This window comes from Plantactinospora sp. BB1 (genome assembly GCF_003030385.1).
GTDB lineage: Bacteria > Actinomycetota > Actinomycetes > Mycobacteriales > Micromonosporaceae > Plantactinospora.
Genome location: NZ_CP028159.1, coordinates 3,998,652 through 4,013,282, shown reverse-complemented (window position 1 = coordinate 4,013,282; position 14,631 = coordinate 3,998,652). Strand labels below are relative to the sequence as shown.

The 14,631-nt window shown below is 73.4% G+C and carries 14 protein-coding genes; 4 read left to right on the top strand and 10 right to left on the bottom strand.

All coding sequences use genetic code 11. The features are described from left to right. Positions 1-17 precede the first annotated feature (17 nt). Together C6W10_RS17505 and C6W10_RS17500 are read right to left on the bottom strand one after the other, a co-directional pair. On the bottom strand, positions 18-857 hold the full coding sequence (locus C6W10_RS17505; protein WP_107258993.1) for an ABC transporter permease: 840 nt from the start codon (positions 855-857) through the stop codon (positions 18-20). Continuing rightward, positions 854-1,693: an ABC transporter ATP-binding protein gene (locus C6W10_RS17500; protein ID WP_107264043.1), complete on the bottom strand. Its 840-nt coding sequence runs from the start codon at positions 1,691-1,693 to the stop codon at positions 854-856. Before C6W10_RS17500 ends, C6W10_RS17505 begins: the two co-directional genes overlap by 4 nt. Before the next feature lie 190 nt (positions 1,694-1,883). On the opposite strand from C6W10_RS17500, the gene C6W10_RS17495 reads away from it, so the two are divergent. Both C6W10_RS17495 and C6W10_RS17490 read left to right on the top strand, forming a co-directional pair. Continuing rightward, entirely contained in the window at positions 1,884-2,543 is a 660-nt protein-coding gene (locus C6W10_RS17495; RefSeq protein ID WP_107258992.1) for a hypothetical protein, read from the top strand. A gap of 271 nt (positions 2,544-2,814) precedes the next feature. Continuing rightward, the gene (locus C6W10_RS17490; protein ID WP_107258991.1) at positions 2,815-4,275 is read left to right on the top strand and encodes a serine/threonine-protein kinase; all 1,461 of its coding nucleotides are present in this window, start codon (positions 2,815-2,817) and stop codon (positions 4,273-4,275) included. Positions 4,276-4,400: 125 nt separating this feature from the next. Here the strand turns inward: C6W10_RS17490 and C6W10_RS17485 are convergent, their stop codons facing one another. The 3 genes from C6W10_RS17485 to C6W10_RS17475 form a co-directional block, all read right to left on the bottom strand. Then, a complete protein-coding gene (locus tag C6W10_RS17485; protein WP_107258990.1) occupies positions 4,401-4,910 on the bottom strand; it encodes a hypothetical protein in 510 nt (169 codons plus the stop codon). A 157-nt stretch (positions 4,911-5,067) separates the two neighbouring features. Then, positions 5,068-5,616: an RNA polymerase sigma factor gene (locus tag C6W10_RS17480; protein WP_107258989.1), complete on the bottom strand. Its 549-nt coding sequence runs from the start codon at positions 5,614-5,616 to the stop codon at positions 5,068-5,070. Positions 5,617-5,663: 47 nt separating this feature from the next. Further along, positions 5,664-6,488 (bottom strand): hypothetical protein, encoded by an 825-nt coding sequence (locus C6W10_RS17475; protein WP_107258988.1) that lies wholly within the window; start codon positions 6,486-6,488, stop codon positions 5,664-5,666. 227 nt (positions 6,489-6,715) lie between these two features. Between C6W10_RS17475 and C6W10_RS17470 the strand changes: the two genes are divergently transcribed. Beyond that, positions 6,716-8,011, top strand: coding sequence for an aldehyde dehydrogenase family protein (locus tag C6W10_RS17470; protein WP_107264042.1), 1,296 nt, complete (start codon positions 6,716-6,718; stop codon positions 8,009-8,011). A 101-nt stretch (positions 8,012-8,112) separates the two neighbouring features. Here C6W10_RS17470 and C6W10_RS17460 read toward each other — a convergent pair whose 3' ends face one another. The 5 genes from C6W10_RS17460 to C6W10_RS17440 form a co-directional block, all read right to left on the bottom strand. Then, positions 8,113-8,328 (bottom strand): LuxR C-terminal-related transcriptional regulator, encoded by a 216-nt coding sequence (locus C6W10_RS17460; protein ID WP_199853049.1) that lies wholly within the window; start codon positions 8,326-8,328, stop codon positions 8,113-8,115. 198 nt (positions 8,329-8,526) lie between these two features. Beyond that, positions 8,527-9,588, bottom strand: a complete 1,062-nt coding sequence (gene rhaS / locus C6W10_RS17455) for a rhamnose ABC transporter substrate-binding protein (protein WP_199853048.1) — start codon at positions 9,586-9,588, stop codon at positions 8,527-8,529. 32 nt (positions 9,589-9,620) lie between these two features. Beyond that, positions 9,621-10,649: an ABC transporter permease gene (locus C6W10_RS17450; protein WP_107258987.1), complete on the bottom strand. Its 1,029-nt coding sequence runs from the start codon at positions 10,647-10,649 to the stop codon at positions 9,621-9,623. Next, entirely contained in the window at positions 10,639-11,700 is a 1,062-nt protein-coding gene (locus C6W10_RS17445; protein ID WP_234358959.1) for an ABC transporter permease, read from the bottom strand. Before C6W10_RS17445 ends, C6W10_RS17450 begins: the two co-directional genes overlap by 11 nt. A 58-nt stretch (positions 11,701-11,758) precedes the next feature. Then, on the bottom strand, positions 11,759-13,276 hold the full coding sequence (locus C6W10_RS17440) for a sugar ABC transporter ATP-binding protein (RefSeq protein ID WP_107258986.1): 1,518 nt from the start codon (positions 13,274-13,276) through the stop codon (positions 11,759-11,761). A 297-nt stretch (positions 13,277-13,573) separates the two neighbouring features. On the opposite strand from C6W10_RS17440, the gene C6W10_RS17435 reads away from it, so the two are divergent. Then, complete coding sequence (locus C6W10_RS17435; RefSeq protein ID WP_234358958.1) at positions 13,574-14,617, top strand: LacI family DNA-binding transcriptional regulator; 1,044 nt, start codon at positions 13,574-13,576, stop codon at positions 14,615-14,617. Positions 14,618-14,631 lie beyond the last annotated feature (14 nt).

The following is a 14,631-nucleotide window of genomic DNA, read 5'->3' as shown; positions in this document are numbered from 1 at the left end:
CCCCGCCGACCGCCTGGTCAGCGGCTCTCCCGCCCGGTCCAGCGGAACGTCAGCAGGCAGAGCAGCAGACCGCCCACGCACCAGGCGCCGAGCACCAGCGCCGTCCTGCCGTGCTCCCACGAACCCGCCGCCTCCTGCACCATCATGCTGTCCGGCAGGAAGACCGACCGGAAGCCCTGCCCCATCCACTTCACCGGAAAGAACGATGCCACCCGCACCATCCCGTCCGGCAGCGCGTCGTTCAGCACGAAGATCCCGGAGACGAACTGGAGCGCGATGGCCGGCAGGTTGAGCACCGCCGGGGCGCTCTTCGCCGAGCGGGCCAGCGAACTCGCCGCGATGCCGAGCAGGGTGCAGGCGACGACGGAGAGCGCCAGCAACCAGCCGAAGGTGAGCCACCGGCCGGGGTCGGTCGGCAGCCGCAGGTCGAACAGGACGACCCCGACCGCCAGCAGCAGGGCGATCCCGCCGGCCGTGGAGACCGCGACCAGGCAGATCTTGCCGAGGAAGTACGCGACCGCGCTGGCCGGCGTCCCGCGCAGCCGCTTCAGCGTGCCGTCCTCGCGGTCGAGCGCGATCCCCACCCCGACGCTGATGAAGGCGGTGGAGACGATCCCGTACGCGATCATGCCGACCACGAAGACCTGACTGACGGCGACCTCCGGCACGCCGTACGCCGGTTCGTCGAAGATCAGCCCGAGCATCAGCGCGATGAAGGCCGGGAAGGCGAAGGTGAAGACCACGGCGTCCCGTTGCCGGAAGAACTGCTTCAGCTCGACGGCTCCCCGGGCCAGGCCGATCCGGAGGGTGGACGGCAGCCGTACCGCCGGGGTCGGCGTGCCGGTGGTGGCGGTCATCGGCGTTCTCCGATCAGGTCGAGGTAGACGTCTTCGAGGCTCGGCCGGTGCACCCGCAGGTCCGTCAACGTCCCGCCGGCCCGGGCGGTCAGCCGGGCCACCAGGGCGGCCGGGTCGGCGGTCCGCTCGCGGTGTTCGCCGTCGGCGTCCCGCCAGGTGACGGTCGCCGTCGCGGTCGCCCGGCCACCGATGGTCCCCGGGGTGCCCTCGGCGATGATCCGGCCACCGGCGAGCACCGCGAGCCGGCCGGCCAGCGCCTCGGCCTCGTCCAGGTAGTGGGTGGTGAGCAGGATCGTGCCGCCCTCGTCGGCGAGGCGGCGGATCAGCGTCCAGAACTGCCGGCGGGCCTCCGGGTCGAAACCGGTGGTCGGTTCGTCCAGGAAGAGCAGCTCCGGCCGGCCGACGATGCCGAGGGCCACGTCGAGGCGGCGGCGCTGGCCGCCGGAGAGGGTACGGATCCGGGCACCGGCCTTTCCGGCCAGCCCACACACCTCGATCACCTCGTCCGGGTCGCGCGGCTCCGGGTAGTACCCGGCGAGGTGTCGCACGGTCTCCCGGACGGTCAGCTCGGCGGCGTCGGTGGCGGTCTGCAACACGATGCCGATCCGGGCCCGCCAGCGTCGGCCGGCGGTTCCGGGGTCCTCGCCGAGCACCGAGACCGTGCCGCCGTCCCGGCGCCGGTACCCCTCCAGGATCTCGATCGTGGACGTCTTGCCCGCACCGTTCGGCCCCAGCAGCGCGAAGACCTCACCACGGTCCACGGTCAGGTCGATCCCGTCCACCGCCACCCGGCCGCCGTACGTCTTGCGCAGCCCGTACGCACTGATGACTGTCATGCCTCGATGCTTCCGCCGGGCGAACCGGCCGGGGACGACCACAGGACGGAATCCGGCTGTCCACCGACCGGTGGACAACCGAGGTCCCCTCCCCCGGGCGGTGTCGGGTTTCCGGCAGTGGTGGCCCGAACAAATCAGCCTGAGGCCGGGACTAACCGGATGACAACCCAGTCAGACCGGAGGGTCCACCATGTACAGACCAGCACGACACCACGTCGCCGGCCTCGGCATCCTGCTCGCCGGCCTCCTCGTCGTCCCCGTCGGCGCCGCCCCGGCGGCGGCCGGCACCCCGGCCGCCCGACCGGTCGTGGCCGCCGCGCCCCCGGCGGTCGCCTCGGCTCCCCGGGACGGAGCCGGCGGCTCCGGGGCCGCCCTGGTCCGCGCCGGACGGCAGGCGACCCGCGACATCCTCACCGCCGACGGCATCGGCCCGTACCGGATCGGCGTCTCCACCCGGAGCGGACTGCTCGCCGCCGGCCTGCTGACCGGGGTCGCGGAGGAGCAGGTCTGCAACGGCTTCTACTCCGCCGAGGCCACCGGGCGGTACGCCGGGCGGCTGTTCTTCAGGTTCCAGGGCGAACGACTGGTCCTGATCTCCACCACCGATCCGACGATCCGGACCTGGGCCGGTGGCCGGGTCGGGCTGACGTTGGCCGAACTGGAGCAGCGGTACGGCCCGCGCGGCGCGGTCGAGTACGGCAAGTGGACACTGCGGGCGTACGTCGTGCCGAGCGGCGACCGGATTCTCGCCTTCTTCGAGGACCCCTACACCCCGTACGTCTACCGGCTGGCCAGCGGCGAGCGCGACCGGGTGCTCGCCTCCTTCGTCGGCGGAGACGACCAGTGCTGACCTCCACCCGCTGACCGGACCCGCTGACCACGGACCCGCTCGCCCCGGCCCCGCCCGGTACGGCGGTCACCGCCGCCGCCACCGGTCGACCACGGCCGGGCGGGCGGGTCCGCTCGGCGGGGGGGGTCCGGCAGGCCGGTCCGGCGCTCCTCCGAGCCGGTGGCGGCCTGGTCACCGGAGGTTATCCTGACCGGGTGACCAGCGGTTCTCGCCTGGTGGCGCTCGGTGGCACGAACGGTCCGGCGACCCGCGAGCGTCTCCAGCCACCCCCGTGAACCCGCCCCGGCGGATCGGCCCCTACCGCGTCGAGCGGTTGTTGGGCTTTGGTTCGTTCGCCACCGTCTGGCTGGGCCACGACCCGGCTCTCGACGCCCGGGTGGCGATCAAGGTACTGGCCGAGAACTGGTGCCACGACCTGCGGGTCCGGGAACGCTTCCTGGACGAGGCCCGCCTGCTGTGGCGGCTGGACCACGAGCGGCTCGTCCGGGTCTACTCGGTCGGCGAGTTGCCGGACGGACGGCCGTACCTGGTGATGGCCTGGGCGGCGGGCGGCAGCCTGCGGGACCGCCTCGCCGCCGGGCCGATGCCGGTCGGGTCGGCACTGCGGGTGCTGCGCGAGATCGCCGCCGGGGTGGCCGTCCTGCACGCGCACGACATCGTGCACCGGGACCTGACCCCCGGCAACGTGCTGTTCCAGCCACAGCCTCCCGCCGCCGACGCCAACGCCAACGCCAACGCCAACGCCAACGCCAACGGTGCCACAGTGGACGGCGGGCCGGATCGGGACGGGTCCGCCGACTCGGTGCTGATCGCCGACCTCGGGCTCGCCAAGGCGCTCGCCGCCGCCTCCGGGCTGACCGCCCGGGCCGGCACGCCCGGATACATGGCTCCGGAGCAGGATTCCCCGTCGGCGCTGGTCGACGCCCGGGCCGACGTCTTCGGGCTCGGCCGCCTCGGCGTGACGCTGCTGGGCACCTCCGGCCCCGACGACGACCCGGCGGAGGTCCCGGCGCTGCGTGCCGGAGTACCCCCGGGGGTCGCGGCCGTGCTCCACCGGGCGACCGCACGGACGCCGGCCGAGCGCTATCCGGACGCGGCCGCCTTCGGCACCGCGCTCGACCTGGCCGTCGGCGCCGGACCGACCACCGAGACCCGACGGCCACCCCGGGCCCGGTCCCGGCGGCGGCGGACCGCCGCGCTGCTCGGCACCGCCGCACTGGCGGCGACCGCGTTCGGCACGCTCGGCCCGGGTTGGTCGGACGGCGACAACCGGATCGGTACGGACTCGACCGGCCGGATCACGGTCGCCCTGCCGGAGGGCTGGCAGGCGACGGGTTCGGGCTGGATCGGCCAGCGCGGGCCGGACGGCGAACTGGAACCGGCGCTGGTGATGTCACCGGATCCGGAACGCTGGCCGACCGACCCGGCCGTGCCGGGGGCGTTCGTCGGACTCTCCCGCAGCCTCGCGCAGCGACACGACCCGGCCGGGTACGTCGCCGAGCACCCGCACGCCGAGTGCCTCGCGACCCCGGCCCGCACCGTCCGGCGCGGCGACGTCGACTGGTACGTCGCCGCGTTCACCGCCTGCCGCAGCGGCAAACCGGCGATCGTCGAGGCGGCCGGGCTCGCCCCGGGGCAGACCGGCCTGGTCTACGCGCAGATCGCGCCCCCGGCCGACGCCTCGGCCGACTTCGTGGACACGCTGCTGGCCGGAATCCGCATACGCCGCTGATCCGCCGCACCGGCCGACTCGTCCGGCCCCGGAACTCCGCCCCGGCCGAAATGCGCCTCGCCCCGGACTCCACCTCGCCCCGAACTGCGCTTCGGCCGAACTCGGCCTCGGCCCGGCTTCGCCGGTCACTCGACCACCAGCACGGTGATGGTGTGGCTGCCGGTCTCGGCCGCGATCTGGACCGTGACGGTGCCGGGGCGCAGCATCCGGCAGTCCACCACGCCACCCTCCCAGTGCCGGGCGACGTGCTCTTCCGGGTTCGCCGTGACGGTCCCCGGACCGACGTTCTGGATCCGCAGGATCGCGGCCACCGTCAGGCAGAGCGCCTCGGGCATCGCCGCCGGATCGGAGCCGTCCACGGTGTAGATGACCGCCGGGAGGCAGGCCGGGGAGAGGTCGACGGTCGGCGAGGCCCTGGGCGGGGTACGGGTAGGGGTGCGTCGGGGCGTACCGGCCGGGGTGGAGACGGCGGCCGGGGTGGCCGGGGTGTGCGGGGTGGCCGCCGGTGGGGACGGTATGCCGGAGGTCGGGCCTGCGGTGGCGGTGCCGGACGGTGCCGGGGTGGGCCACTGTCCGGGCAGCGGTGCGACCGGCGCCGAGCCGCATCCGGCCACCGGTACCGCGGCGAGGAGCACTCCCAGGACCAGCTGCCAGCGGCGGTGACCGGCCGGGACGGGGCGTGCTACGCCCGGGGCGCCCCGCCCTGCTCCGCCGGGCCGGTGGGCTCCGCCGCCCACCGAGCCGGACCGCCCGGCGGGGGCGGCGGGCGGAGACCGCCTGCGGCGCACCGGATCAGACCCCGGCGTCGGTGAGCAGGTCCCGCAACCGCCGCCGCCCCTGGTGGATCCGGGACTTGACCGTGCCCTCCGGCACCCCGAGCAGCCCGGAGATCTCCCGGTACGGCAGGCCGAGGACGTCCCGCAGCGCCACCGGTTCGGCGAGTTCGGGGCCGATCGCGTCCAGCGCGTCGAGCAGGTCCAACCGGGTTCCGGCGACCACGCTGGTACGGCGCGGGTCGGGTGGTTCCGGCATCGGCCCACCGGACGCCTCCGCCTCGAACCGTCGGCGCAGTGCCGCGTACGTCGACCGGGCCCGGTTCGCCGCGACCCGGTGCAGCCAGGTCCGGAACGCCGACCGGCCGTCGAACCCGGCGATTCCCCGGGCCACCGCCAGCAGGGTGTCCTGGCATGCCTCCTCGGCGTCCTCCCGGTTGGGCAGGAAGCGCGCGGACATCCGCAGCACGTCGGGGCGCACCGCGACGAGGAGGCGGTCCAGGGCGTCCCGGTCGCCGATCGCGGCGGCCCGGGCCAGCCCTTCGAGGTCGACAACGCCGGAGGGCACGGGCCGAGTCTAGGCAGCCGTGTCCAGCCGGTAGCGGTGCGTCGCGGTCAGCTTCGGCCGATCGCCCCGGTGGCGGTCAGGTAGTCGCCGACCGAGGCCGGTGCGACGACGGCGACCCGGCACCAGTCGACGAGCAGCAGGTCCGCCTCGCGCATCACCCGCTCCAGGGCGGCGACGAACTCCGGCTGTGGTTCCGCCGCCGGTCCCGGCTCGGTGTGCACGGCCAGTACGGCGAGCGAGTCGCCGTCGGCGAGCCCGTAGAGCAGTACCCGCCCGACGCAGAGCGCGAACGAGCTGGGCACGATTCCCGGCTGGGCGCGGAAGCCGATCCCGCCCCTGTTCCGGGCGTCGGGCGGCAGCAGGTTCAGCAGGCGGTTCCGGGAGACCGGTCCGGAGAGCGGCCGGACGGGCTGGCTGCGGATGTGGATGCCCTGGAAGCCGTAGACCCGCCCCTGCTCGTCCCGGCGGGCGTGCTGCTCGAAGCTGCGGCGTACCGCCCGCAGCTCGGCCTGCACCTCGTCGCCGAGGTCGGCGCTGACCAGCTCCACCTGCCGCCAGTCGTCCTCGTGCAGTTCGAGGCGGTCGGCACCGGCGGGTGCGGCGGCGACCGCCGGCACGGCGGCACAGAGCGTCGGCAGTGAGTAGAGGATGTCGCCGGGCGGGACCGACTCCATCCGGCGCAGGGTCAGGGTGAGAGTGCCGGTCGTGCCGAACTGTGCCGCCGTCGGCGGCTCGGCGCGTTCGACCGACCAGACGGTGCCGGCCAGCTCCAGCGTGGTCGCCGGCTGGAAGCTCTCCGGCAGTTGGCCGAGCGGCAGCTCGCTCCGACCGATCTGCGCCCCGGTGTCGGCGTCGAGAAAGGCGACCCGCACGAGCTTTTTTCGACATGGCGGGGACCCTATCCGTACCCCGATCATGCGCGACCGGAGGCCCTCGGCGGGCTGATGCCGGTGGCGGCGCGGCGGTGGGTACGGGGCCGGGTGGTCCTGAATAGCGGACACCATTGCTCCCTCGTTGAACAAACGTGCCAGACTCGGTGGCTGCCACCAGGGTGCGGCATAGCATGGCGGCGGACGAGGACGGCGAAGGAGACCGGCAGATGGTTTCGATCGAGGCGACCGACGGAGCCCCGGGCGGAGCGGACGACCGCGTGCACGCCCTGGTCGCCGAGTGCGGCCGGCGGGCCCGGGCCGGGGCGGCCGGGTTGACCGAGGCACCGGATTCGGTGATCGACTCCGCGCTGACGGCAATGGCCGACCGGCTGGTCTCCGCCGAGAGCGAGATCCTCGCCGCCAACCAGCAGGACGTGGAGGCGGCCAGGGCCACCGGGATGAGCCCGGCGCTACAGGACCGGCTCCGGCTCGACACGGCCCGGCTGAAGGGGATGGCCGACCAGCTGCGGCTGCTCGCCGAGGCGCCCTTCCCGGCCCGGGAGACACCGCTGCGGTCGCTGCCGGGCGGGTTGCGGCTCTCCGAGCGCCGCCGGCCGGTCGGGGTGATCGGGGCGAACTTCGAGGCCCGGCCCAACGTGACCGTCGACGTCGCCTCCCAGCTCGTGAAGTCCCGCAACGCGGGCGTGCTGCGCACCGGGTCCGCCGCGCTGACCTCGGCGAACGCGCTCCACCAGCAGGTCATCGCCCCCGGGCTGCGCGACGTCGGCCTCGATCCGGACGCGATCCAGCTGCTGCCGGACGCGAGCCGGGCGAGCGCGGTCGCGCTGGTCCGGCAGACCGACCTGATTCCGCTGGTGATCCTCAGGGGCAGTGGCGACGCCACCCGCTCGCTCGGTGCCGAGGCGGCCCGGCACGGCGTCCGTACCCTGGCACACGCCGACGGCGGCGGGGTGTTCTACGTCGACGCGGCCGCCGACCTGGACCGGGCGACCGGACTGCTGGTCGCCGGCCTGGACCGGCTGGGCGTCTGCAACCGGGTCAACCTGCTGCTGGTGCACCGGGACGTCGCCGGGGCGGCGCTGCCCCGCTTCGAGGCGGCCCTGACGGAGCTGGGCGTACGCGTCTCGCTGCCGCCCTACGACCACCCGGTCGGCTACGAGTGGGCGTTGGACAGCGGCCGGGAGGCGACGGTGACGATCGCCGAGGTGGCCGATCTGGCCGAGGCGGTGACGATCGCCAACACCGAGACCTCGGGGCTCGCCGCGACGATCGTGACCGAGGATCCGGCCGCCGCCGAGCGGTTCATCGCCACCGCGATCGGCACCGGCGTCTTCTGGAACGCCTCGACCCGGCTGCTGGACGGCTTCAAGCTGCACGGGGTGCCGGAGACCGGGATCAACGTGGACCACGTGCCGGGCCCGCGCGGCCCGGTCACCTTCCAGGATCTCTACCTGCGGCAGTACGTGGTCGTCCCGGAGGACGCCCCCGGCCTCCCCGGCTGACCCGCCGACGCACGCATCGGGCCGGTCCGTCGGAGCAGTCCGGCCCGTCAGAGCAGTCCGGCCCGTCAGAGCAGTCCGGCCCGTCAGAGCAGTCCGATCCGTCAGAGCAGTCCGTGCCGGACCGCCCAGACCACCGCGGAGATCGGCGCCGGCACGCCGAGACGGTCGCAGATGGCCCGGGTACGTCGCCGGACCGTCCGCTCCGACATCTCCAGCCGGCGGGCGACCGCGTCGACCGGAAGTCCCTGGGCGAGCAGTCGCAGCAGGGCCAGTTCCTCGTCGTCCAGTGGATGGCGTTGCACGATCGGTACGGTCACGGCGCCACTCCCTCCTCACCGCGCGGTGTTGCCCGTTCCTGCTCCGATCCACGCTCCGGCCGGACGCCGCTCCGGCCGGAGCCGTCGTGCCGCCCGGCATCCCCGCCCGGGTCCGGGGGTCGAACGCCCGGCACCGCCGTCGGAGCCGCGCGACGGTGGGCCCGTCGGTGGCCGACGGCGGCGCCGGGTCGGCTGCGCCTAGAAGTTGAACTGGTCGATGTTGGCGGCGTCGAAGACGGTCGGCGGGCCGAGCACCACGACACCCTGGGCGCCGACGGTGTACTCACCCAGCTTGCCGGCGGTGAACTTGTCCCCCTCCTTGCCGGTGATCATTCCGGAGGCGAGGGCGGCACCGGCGTACGCGGCCAGGTAGCCGAGGTCCGCCGGGTTCCAGAGCGCGAAGCTCTTCACCGTGCCGTTCTTGACGAACTCGCGCATCTGGTTCGGAGTGCCCAGTCCGGTCAGCGCCACCTTGCCCTTGTACTGCGACCCGGAGAGGTAGCGGGCGGCCGCCGCGACGCCGACGGTGGTCGGCGAGATGATGCCCTTCAGGTCGGGGTGGGCGGAGAGCAGGCCCTGGGTCTCCTGGAACGACTTCTCGTCCTTGTCGTCGCCGTAGACCGTGGTGACGAGCTGGATCCCGCTGTACTCCGGCTTCTTCAGCTCGGTCTTCATCAGCTCGATCCAGGCGTTCTGGTTGGTCGCGTTCGCGGTCGCCGACAGGATCGCGATCTTGCCCTGGCCGCCGATCGCGTCCGAGATCAGCTTCACCTGGTTCTCCGCGATCCCCTGCCCGGTGACCTGGTTGACGAAGAGGTCCCGGCAGTCGGGGTTGGTGTCGGAGTCGAAGGTGACCACCTTGGCGCCACCCTGCCGGGCCTGGTTGACCGCCCCGCAGATCGCGTTCGGGTCGTTGGCCGAGACCACGATCACGTCACTGCCCTGCTGGGTCAGCGTGTTGAGGTAGCTGACCTGCGAGGAGGCGCTCGCCTCGGAGGGACCGACCTCCTTGTACTCGCCCTTGAACTCCTCCACCGCCGCCTTGCCGCCGTTGTCCGACACGGTGAAGTACGGGTTGTTCACCTGCTTCGGCAGGAAGGCGACGCTCAGCCCCTCCTTGATCGAGCCGCCGCCACCGGCGGAGGAACCGCCCGACGGGGTGCCCTCGTCGTCGCTCGCGCAGCCGGCGCTGAGCAGCAACGCCGCCAGGGCCGTGGCGGCGGCGCCGAGCCGTACGCCTCTGGATCGCATGACGGTCATACCGGTCCTCCTTGACATGAAAGGTTCGGTGGTCAGGCGCTCTCGGCGCCGGCCACCGGCGGTGCGGCGGGTCGTCGCCGTCGCATCCGCGCCCGGAGCATGCCGGCCGCGTTCGGCCCGACGACGGAGATGATGAGCAGGGTGCCGGTGACCACGGTCAGGGTGTCGGCCGGCACGTCGGCGAGTTGGAGTGCGTTGCGCAGGGTCATCAGCAGCAGTACGCCGGCCAGCACGCCGAGCAGGGTGCCCCGGCCGCCGAAGATGGAGACGCCGCCGAGCAGTACCGCCGCCACCACCGACAGTTCGAGCCCGGCCCCGTTGTCGGCGCGGGCGCTGGCGTACCGCATGGTCCAGAAGACTCCGGCGAGGGCGGCCACCGCGCCGGTGACCACGTAGAGCCAGAACTTGGTCCGGACCACCGCGATGCCGGCGAAGGTGGCGGCCTGGTCGTTGTTGCCCATCGCGTAGAGGCCGCGACCGATCGGGGTGGCGTGCAGCAGCACCCCGAAGCCGATCGCGAGGACGGCGAGCGGCAGCACCACCCACGGCACCGTCGTGCCGGGCAGCGCCTCGATCGAGTTGCCGGTCCAGCCGATCGGGAAGTCCGCGACGGCCCGGTCGCCGAGCACCACGTACGCCAGTCCCCGGTACAGCGCGAGGGTGCCGATCGTCACCGCCAGGGAGGGCAGGCCGAACCCGGCGATGAAGAGTCCGTTGACGGCGCCCAGCAGCGCGCCGAGCAGCACCACCAGGGGTACGGCCAGGGTCAGCGGCAGGCCGGTCACCCAGAGCTGGCCGAGTACCGCGCTGGCCAGTCCGAGCATGCTGGCCACCGAGAGGTCGATCTCGCCGGTGATCACGATCAGCGTCATCGGCAGCGCGATCAGCGCGATCGGGACGATGTCCAGCAGCAGGAAGCCCCAGAAGCGGGCGGTGGCGAAGCCCTCGACCAGTACCGACGCGCCGACCACCACCACGGCCAGGACGACGATGACGAGCACGTCCCAGGTGCCGAGGGTGGATATCCAGCGGGCCGGCCGGCCCGTCCTGTCAGGCGCCACGGGCCTTCCTTCCTCGAAGCCGGTGGGCCACCCGCGCGGCGAGCGCCCGGTCCAATCCGATCGCGGCCAGGATCAGTGCCCCGACCACCGCCTGCTGCCAGAACGGGTTCACCTTCAGCACCGGCAGGGCGCTGCCGATGGTGCTCAGCAGTACGGCGCCGAGCGCGGCCCCGTACACCGAGCCACTGCCGCCGAAGATCGCCACTCCGCCGACCACCACCGCCGCGACGACGTTCAACTCGATCCCGCTGCCGGCCGCCGCGTCGAGGGTGCCGAACCGGGCCGCGTAGAGCACCCCGGCCAGGCCGGCCAGGCCGCCACTGACGACCAGTGCCCCGAACACCCGCCGGCCGACCGGGATGCCGTGCAGCCGGGCCGCCGCCGGGTCGGAGCCGATCGCGTACAGCTCCCGCCCGCCCCGGTAGGACTTCAGGTAGAAGCCGGCGACCACGAGTACCGCCACCGCGAAGAGGGCGAGCAGGGGGATGCCGAGCAGGTCGGCGGTACCCATGCTCTTGAACCCGGCCGGCATGTCGGCGGCGTTGATCTGCTGTCCCGCCGCCCACGAGTAGTCGATGCCCCGGAAGACGTAGAGGGTGCCGAGGGTGACCACCAGGGCGGGTACCCGGGCCACCGCGATCAGCGCACCGTTCAGCACGCCGCAGAGCACGCCGATCCCGACCCCGACCAGCAGGGCGAGCACGATCGGCGCGTCCGGCATCGCCAGGAACAGCTTTCCGGTCGCGAAGGCGGCGAGGCCGAGCACCGAGCCGACCGAGAGGTCGACGTTGCGGGTGATGATGACGATCGCCTGCCCGACCGCGAGTACCACCAGGATGGTCGCGCCGAGCATCAGGTCCCGCCGGCCCTGTCCGGAGAGGAACCTCGGGTTCACCGCCGTGGTCACCGCGATCAGCAGGACCAGCGCGAGTCCGATGCCGACCTCGCGGGCCAGGAAGAGCCGCTGGCCGAGCCGGACGCCGGCCGCGCCGTTGCGGGCCCGGGCCGTCGCGGCCTCCGGTGCCGGCTCCGGTCGGGTCGTGGTCGTCACGCGTCACCTCCCCGATCGGCCACCGCTCGCCGCCCGGCCGCCGTCCGTCGCTGCCCGGTCACGCGTTACCTCCCTGCCCGGTGGCGGCCAGCATCACCGACTCCTCGCTCGCCGCGTCCCGGGTTATCTCGCTGACCAGCCGGCCCTCGTGCATCACCAGCACCCGGTCGGCCATGCCCAGCACCTCGGGCAGTTCGCTGGAGACCATCAGCACCGCGACCCCCTCACCGGCGAGCTGCGACATCAACCGGTGCACCTCGGCCTTGGTGCCGACGTCGATCCCCCGGGTCGGCTCGTCGACGATCAGCACCTTCGGGGTGGTGGAGAGCCACTTCGCCAGTACCACCTTCTGCTGGTTGCCGCCGGAGAGCGTGGAGACCGGGTCGTCGAGGCGTCCCGCCTTCACCCGCAACCGCTGGGTCCAGGTCTGCGCGGCGGCCCGTTCCGCGCCCCGCCCGAGCAGGCCGAACCGGGCCAGCGGCCAGCGCCGGGTCAGCGTGGCGTTGCGTTCGATCGACAGCTCCATCACCAGCCCCTGCTGCCGGCGGTCCTCCGGCACCAGGGCCAGTCCGGCGGCCATCGCCGCCGCCGGCCGGTTCCGGGGCAGCCGTACGCCGTCGACCAACACCTCGCCCGCGTCGTACGGGTCGACGCCGAAGACGGCCCGGACCACCTCGCTGCGGCCCGCCCCGACCAGGCCGGCGAGCGCCACGATCTCGCCCCGGCGTACCTCGAAGCCGACGTCGGCGAAGACGCCGCGCCGGGTCAGGCCGCGGACCTGGAGGATGACCTCGCCGGCTTCGGTCTGCTCCTTCGGGTAGAGCTGGGAGACCTCCCGGCCGACCATCCGGCGGACCACCTGGGCCACGTCGAGGTCCTCGGCCGGGTCGGTGGAGACCCACCGTCCGTCCCGCATCACGGTGATCCGCTGGCTGAGCGCGAAGACCTCGTCGAAGCGGTGCGAGATGAACAGGATCGCCGCGCCGGCCTCGCGCAGCGACCGGACGACCGCGAAGAGGCGTTCCACCTCGACTCCGGAGAGCGCCGCCGTCGGTTCGTCCATCACCAGCACCCGGGCCTCGAAGGAGAGTGCCTTGGCGATCTCCACGAGCTGTTGGTCGGCAATGGAGAGCCCGCGCGCCGGCCGGTCCGGATCCAGCGGTACGCCGAGTCGGGCGAAGAGTTCCGTCGCGCGTCGACGCATCGTCGCGGTGTCGATCCGGCGTAGGCCGCGCAGCGGTTGCCGGCCCATGAAGATGTTCTCCGCCACGGAGAGGTCGGGGAAGAGCGTCGGTTCCTGATAGATCACCGCGATCCCGGCCGCCCGGGCGTCGGCCGGACCGGTCAGGGTCAGCGGTGCACCGTCCATCGTCAACTCTCCGGCGTCCGGGGCGTGCACCCCGGCCAGGACCTTCACCAGGGTCGACTTGCCGGCACCGTTCTCCCCGACCAGCGCGTGCACCTCGCCGGCCCGCAGTTCGAGGCGTACGTCGGCGAGCGCGTGCACCGCGCCGAACGACTTCCGTACGCCGGACAGGGCCAGCCGCGCCGCACCCGGGTCTGCACGCTCGGGCATCCGGCCCTCCAGCCATGAAACGTTTCAGCCCAATGTGATGAAGACGCTAGAGGCCGCCTTCCCGGCCGGTCAAGCATTTCGAGGCGGTTACCGAATCGTTACTCGTAGGTAAGCCCTTTCCTCACCGTCGATCCCCACCCTGGGCAGGGCTGATGCCATGATCATCGCCAACGCCTGGCCCCTCGGCATCGACAACCGCCGCCGCGCTGGCCACATCCGGTCAGGTACCCCCCGCCGCCGGGGCCGCCAGGCATCCTTGACACGATTCAGTTGCCGGCCGACGCGGAGGAGGAGAGCGTGCGGGAGACCTCCGTGGTGAGCATCCGCGACGTCGCCAGTCACGCGGGAGTCTCGATGGGCACCGTCTCCAACGTGCTCAACCAGCCCGACCTGGTTTCGAGCGCCACCCGGGCCCGGGTCCTCGCCGCGATCGAGGAACTCGGCTTCGTGCCGAACCACGCCGCCCGGCAACTGCGGCGGGGCCGCAGCCGCACCCTCGGCCTCGTCGTGCTGGACGTGGCCAACCCGTTCTTCACCGACCTCGCCAAGGGCGTCGAGGACACCACCGGCACCGCCGGCATGGCGGTGATCTTCTGCAACAGCGACGGTGACCAGGCCAGGGAGGACGCCTACCTGGACCTGCTCAAGGAGCAGCGGGTGCAGGGCGTACTCATCACCCCGGTCGACGACGCCAGCGCCCGGCTGCTCCGGCTGCGCGACCGGGGCATCCACGTCGTACTGCTCGACCGGCGCTCCCGGCACGCCGACCTCTGCTCGGTCTCGGTGGACGACCGGCTCGGCGGCGAACTGGCGGTACGTCACCTGCTGGAGGCGGGGCACCGGCGGATCGCCTTCGTCGGCGCGTCCCGGCTGGAACAGGTACGCGACCGGCACGCCGGCGCGGTGCAGGCGATGGCCGGGGCCGGGCTGGGCGAGAGCGACCTGCCCCGGCTCGACACCCCGGCGATGACCGTGGCCGCCGGCCGGGACGCCGCCGCCCGGCTGCTCGGCGCGCCCCGGGAGAGCCGGGCCACCGCCGTCTTCTGCGCCAACGACCTGGTGGCGCTCGGTGTGCTCCAGGAGCTGACCCGGCAGCGGATCCGGGTACCCGAGGACGTCGCCCTGGTCGGCTACGACGACATCGACTTCGCCGCCGCGGCGGCCGTGCCGCTCACCTCGGTGCGCCAGCCCCGGCAGCGGCTCGGCCAGACCGCCGCCGAACTGCTGCTCGGCGAGGTCAACGAGCCGGCCGGACACCGGCACCAGCAGGTCGTCTTCGAGCCGGAACTCGTCGTCCGGGAATCCAGCCGCCGCCGCCCCGCCGGCCAGCCCACCGGGTAGCCGGCCCGAGCGGG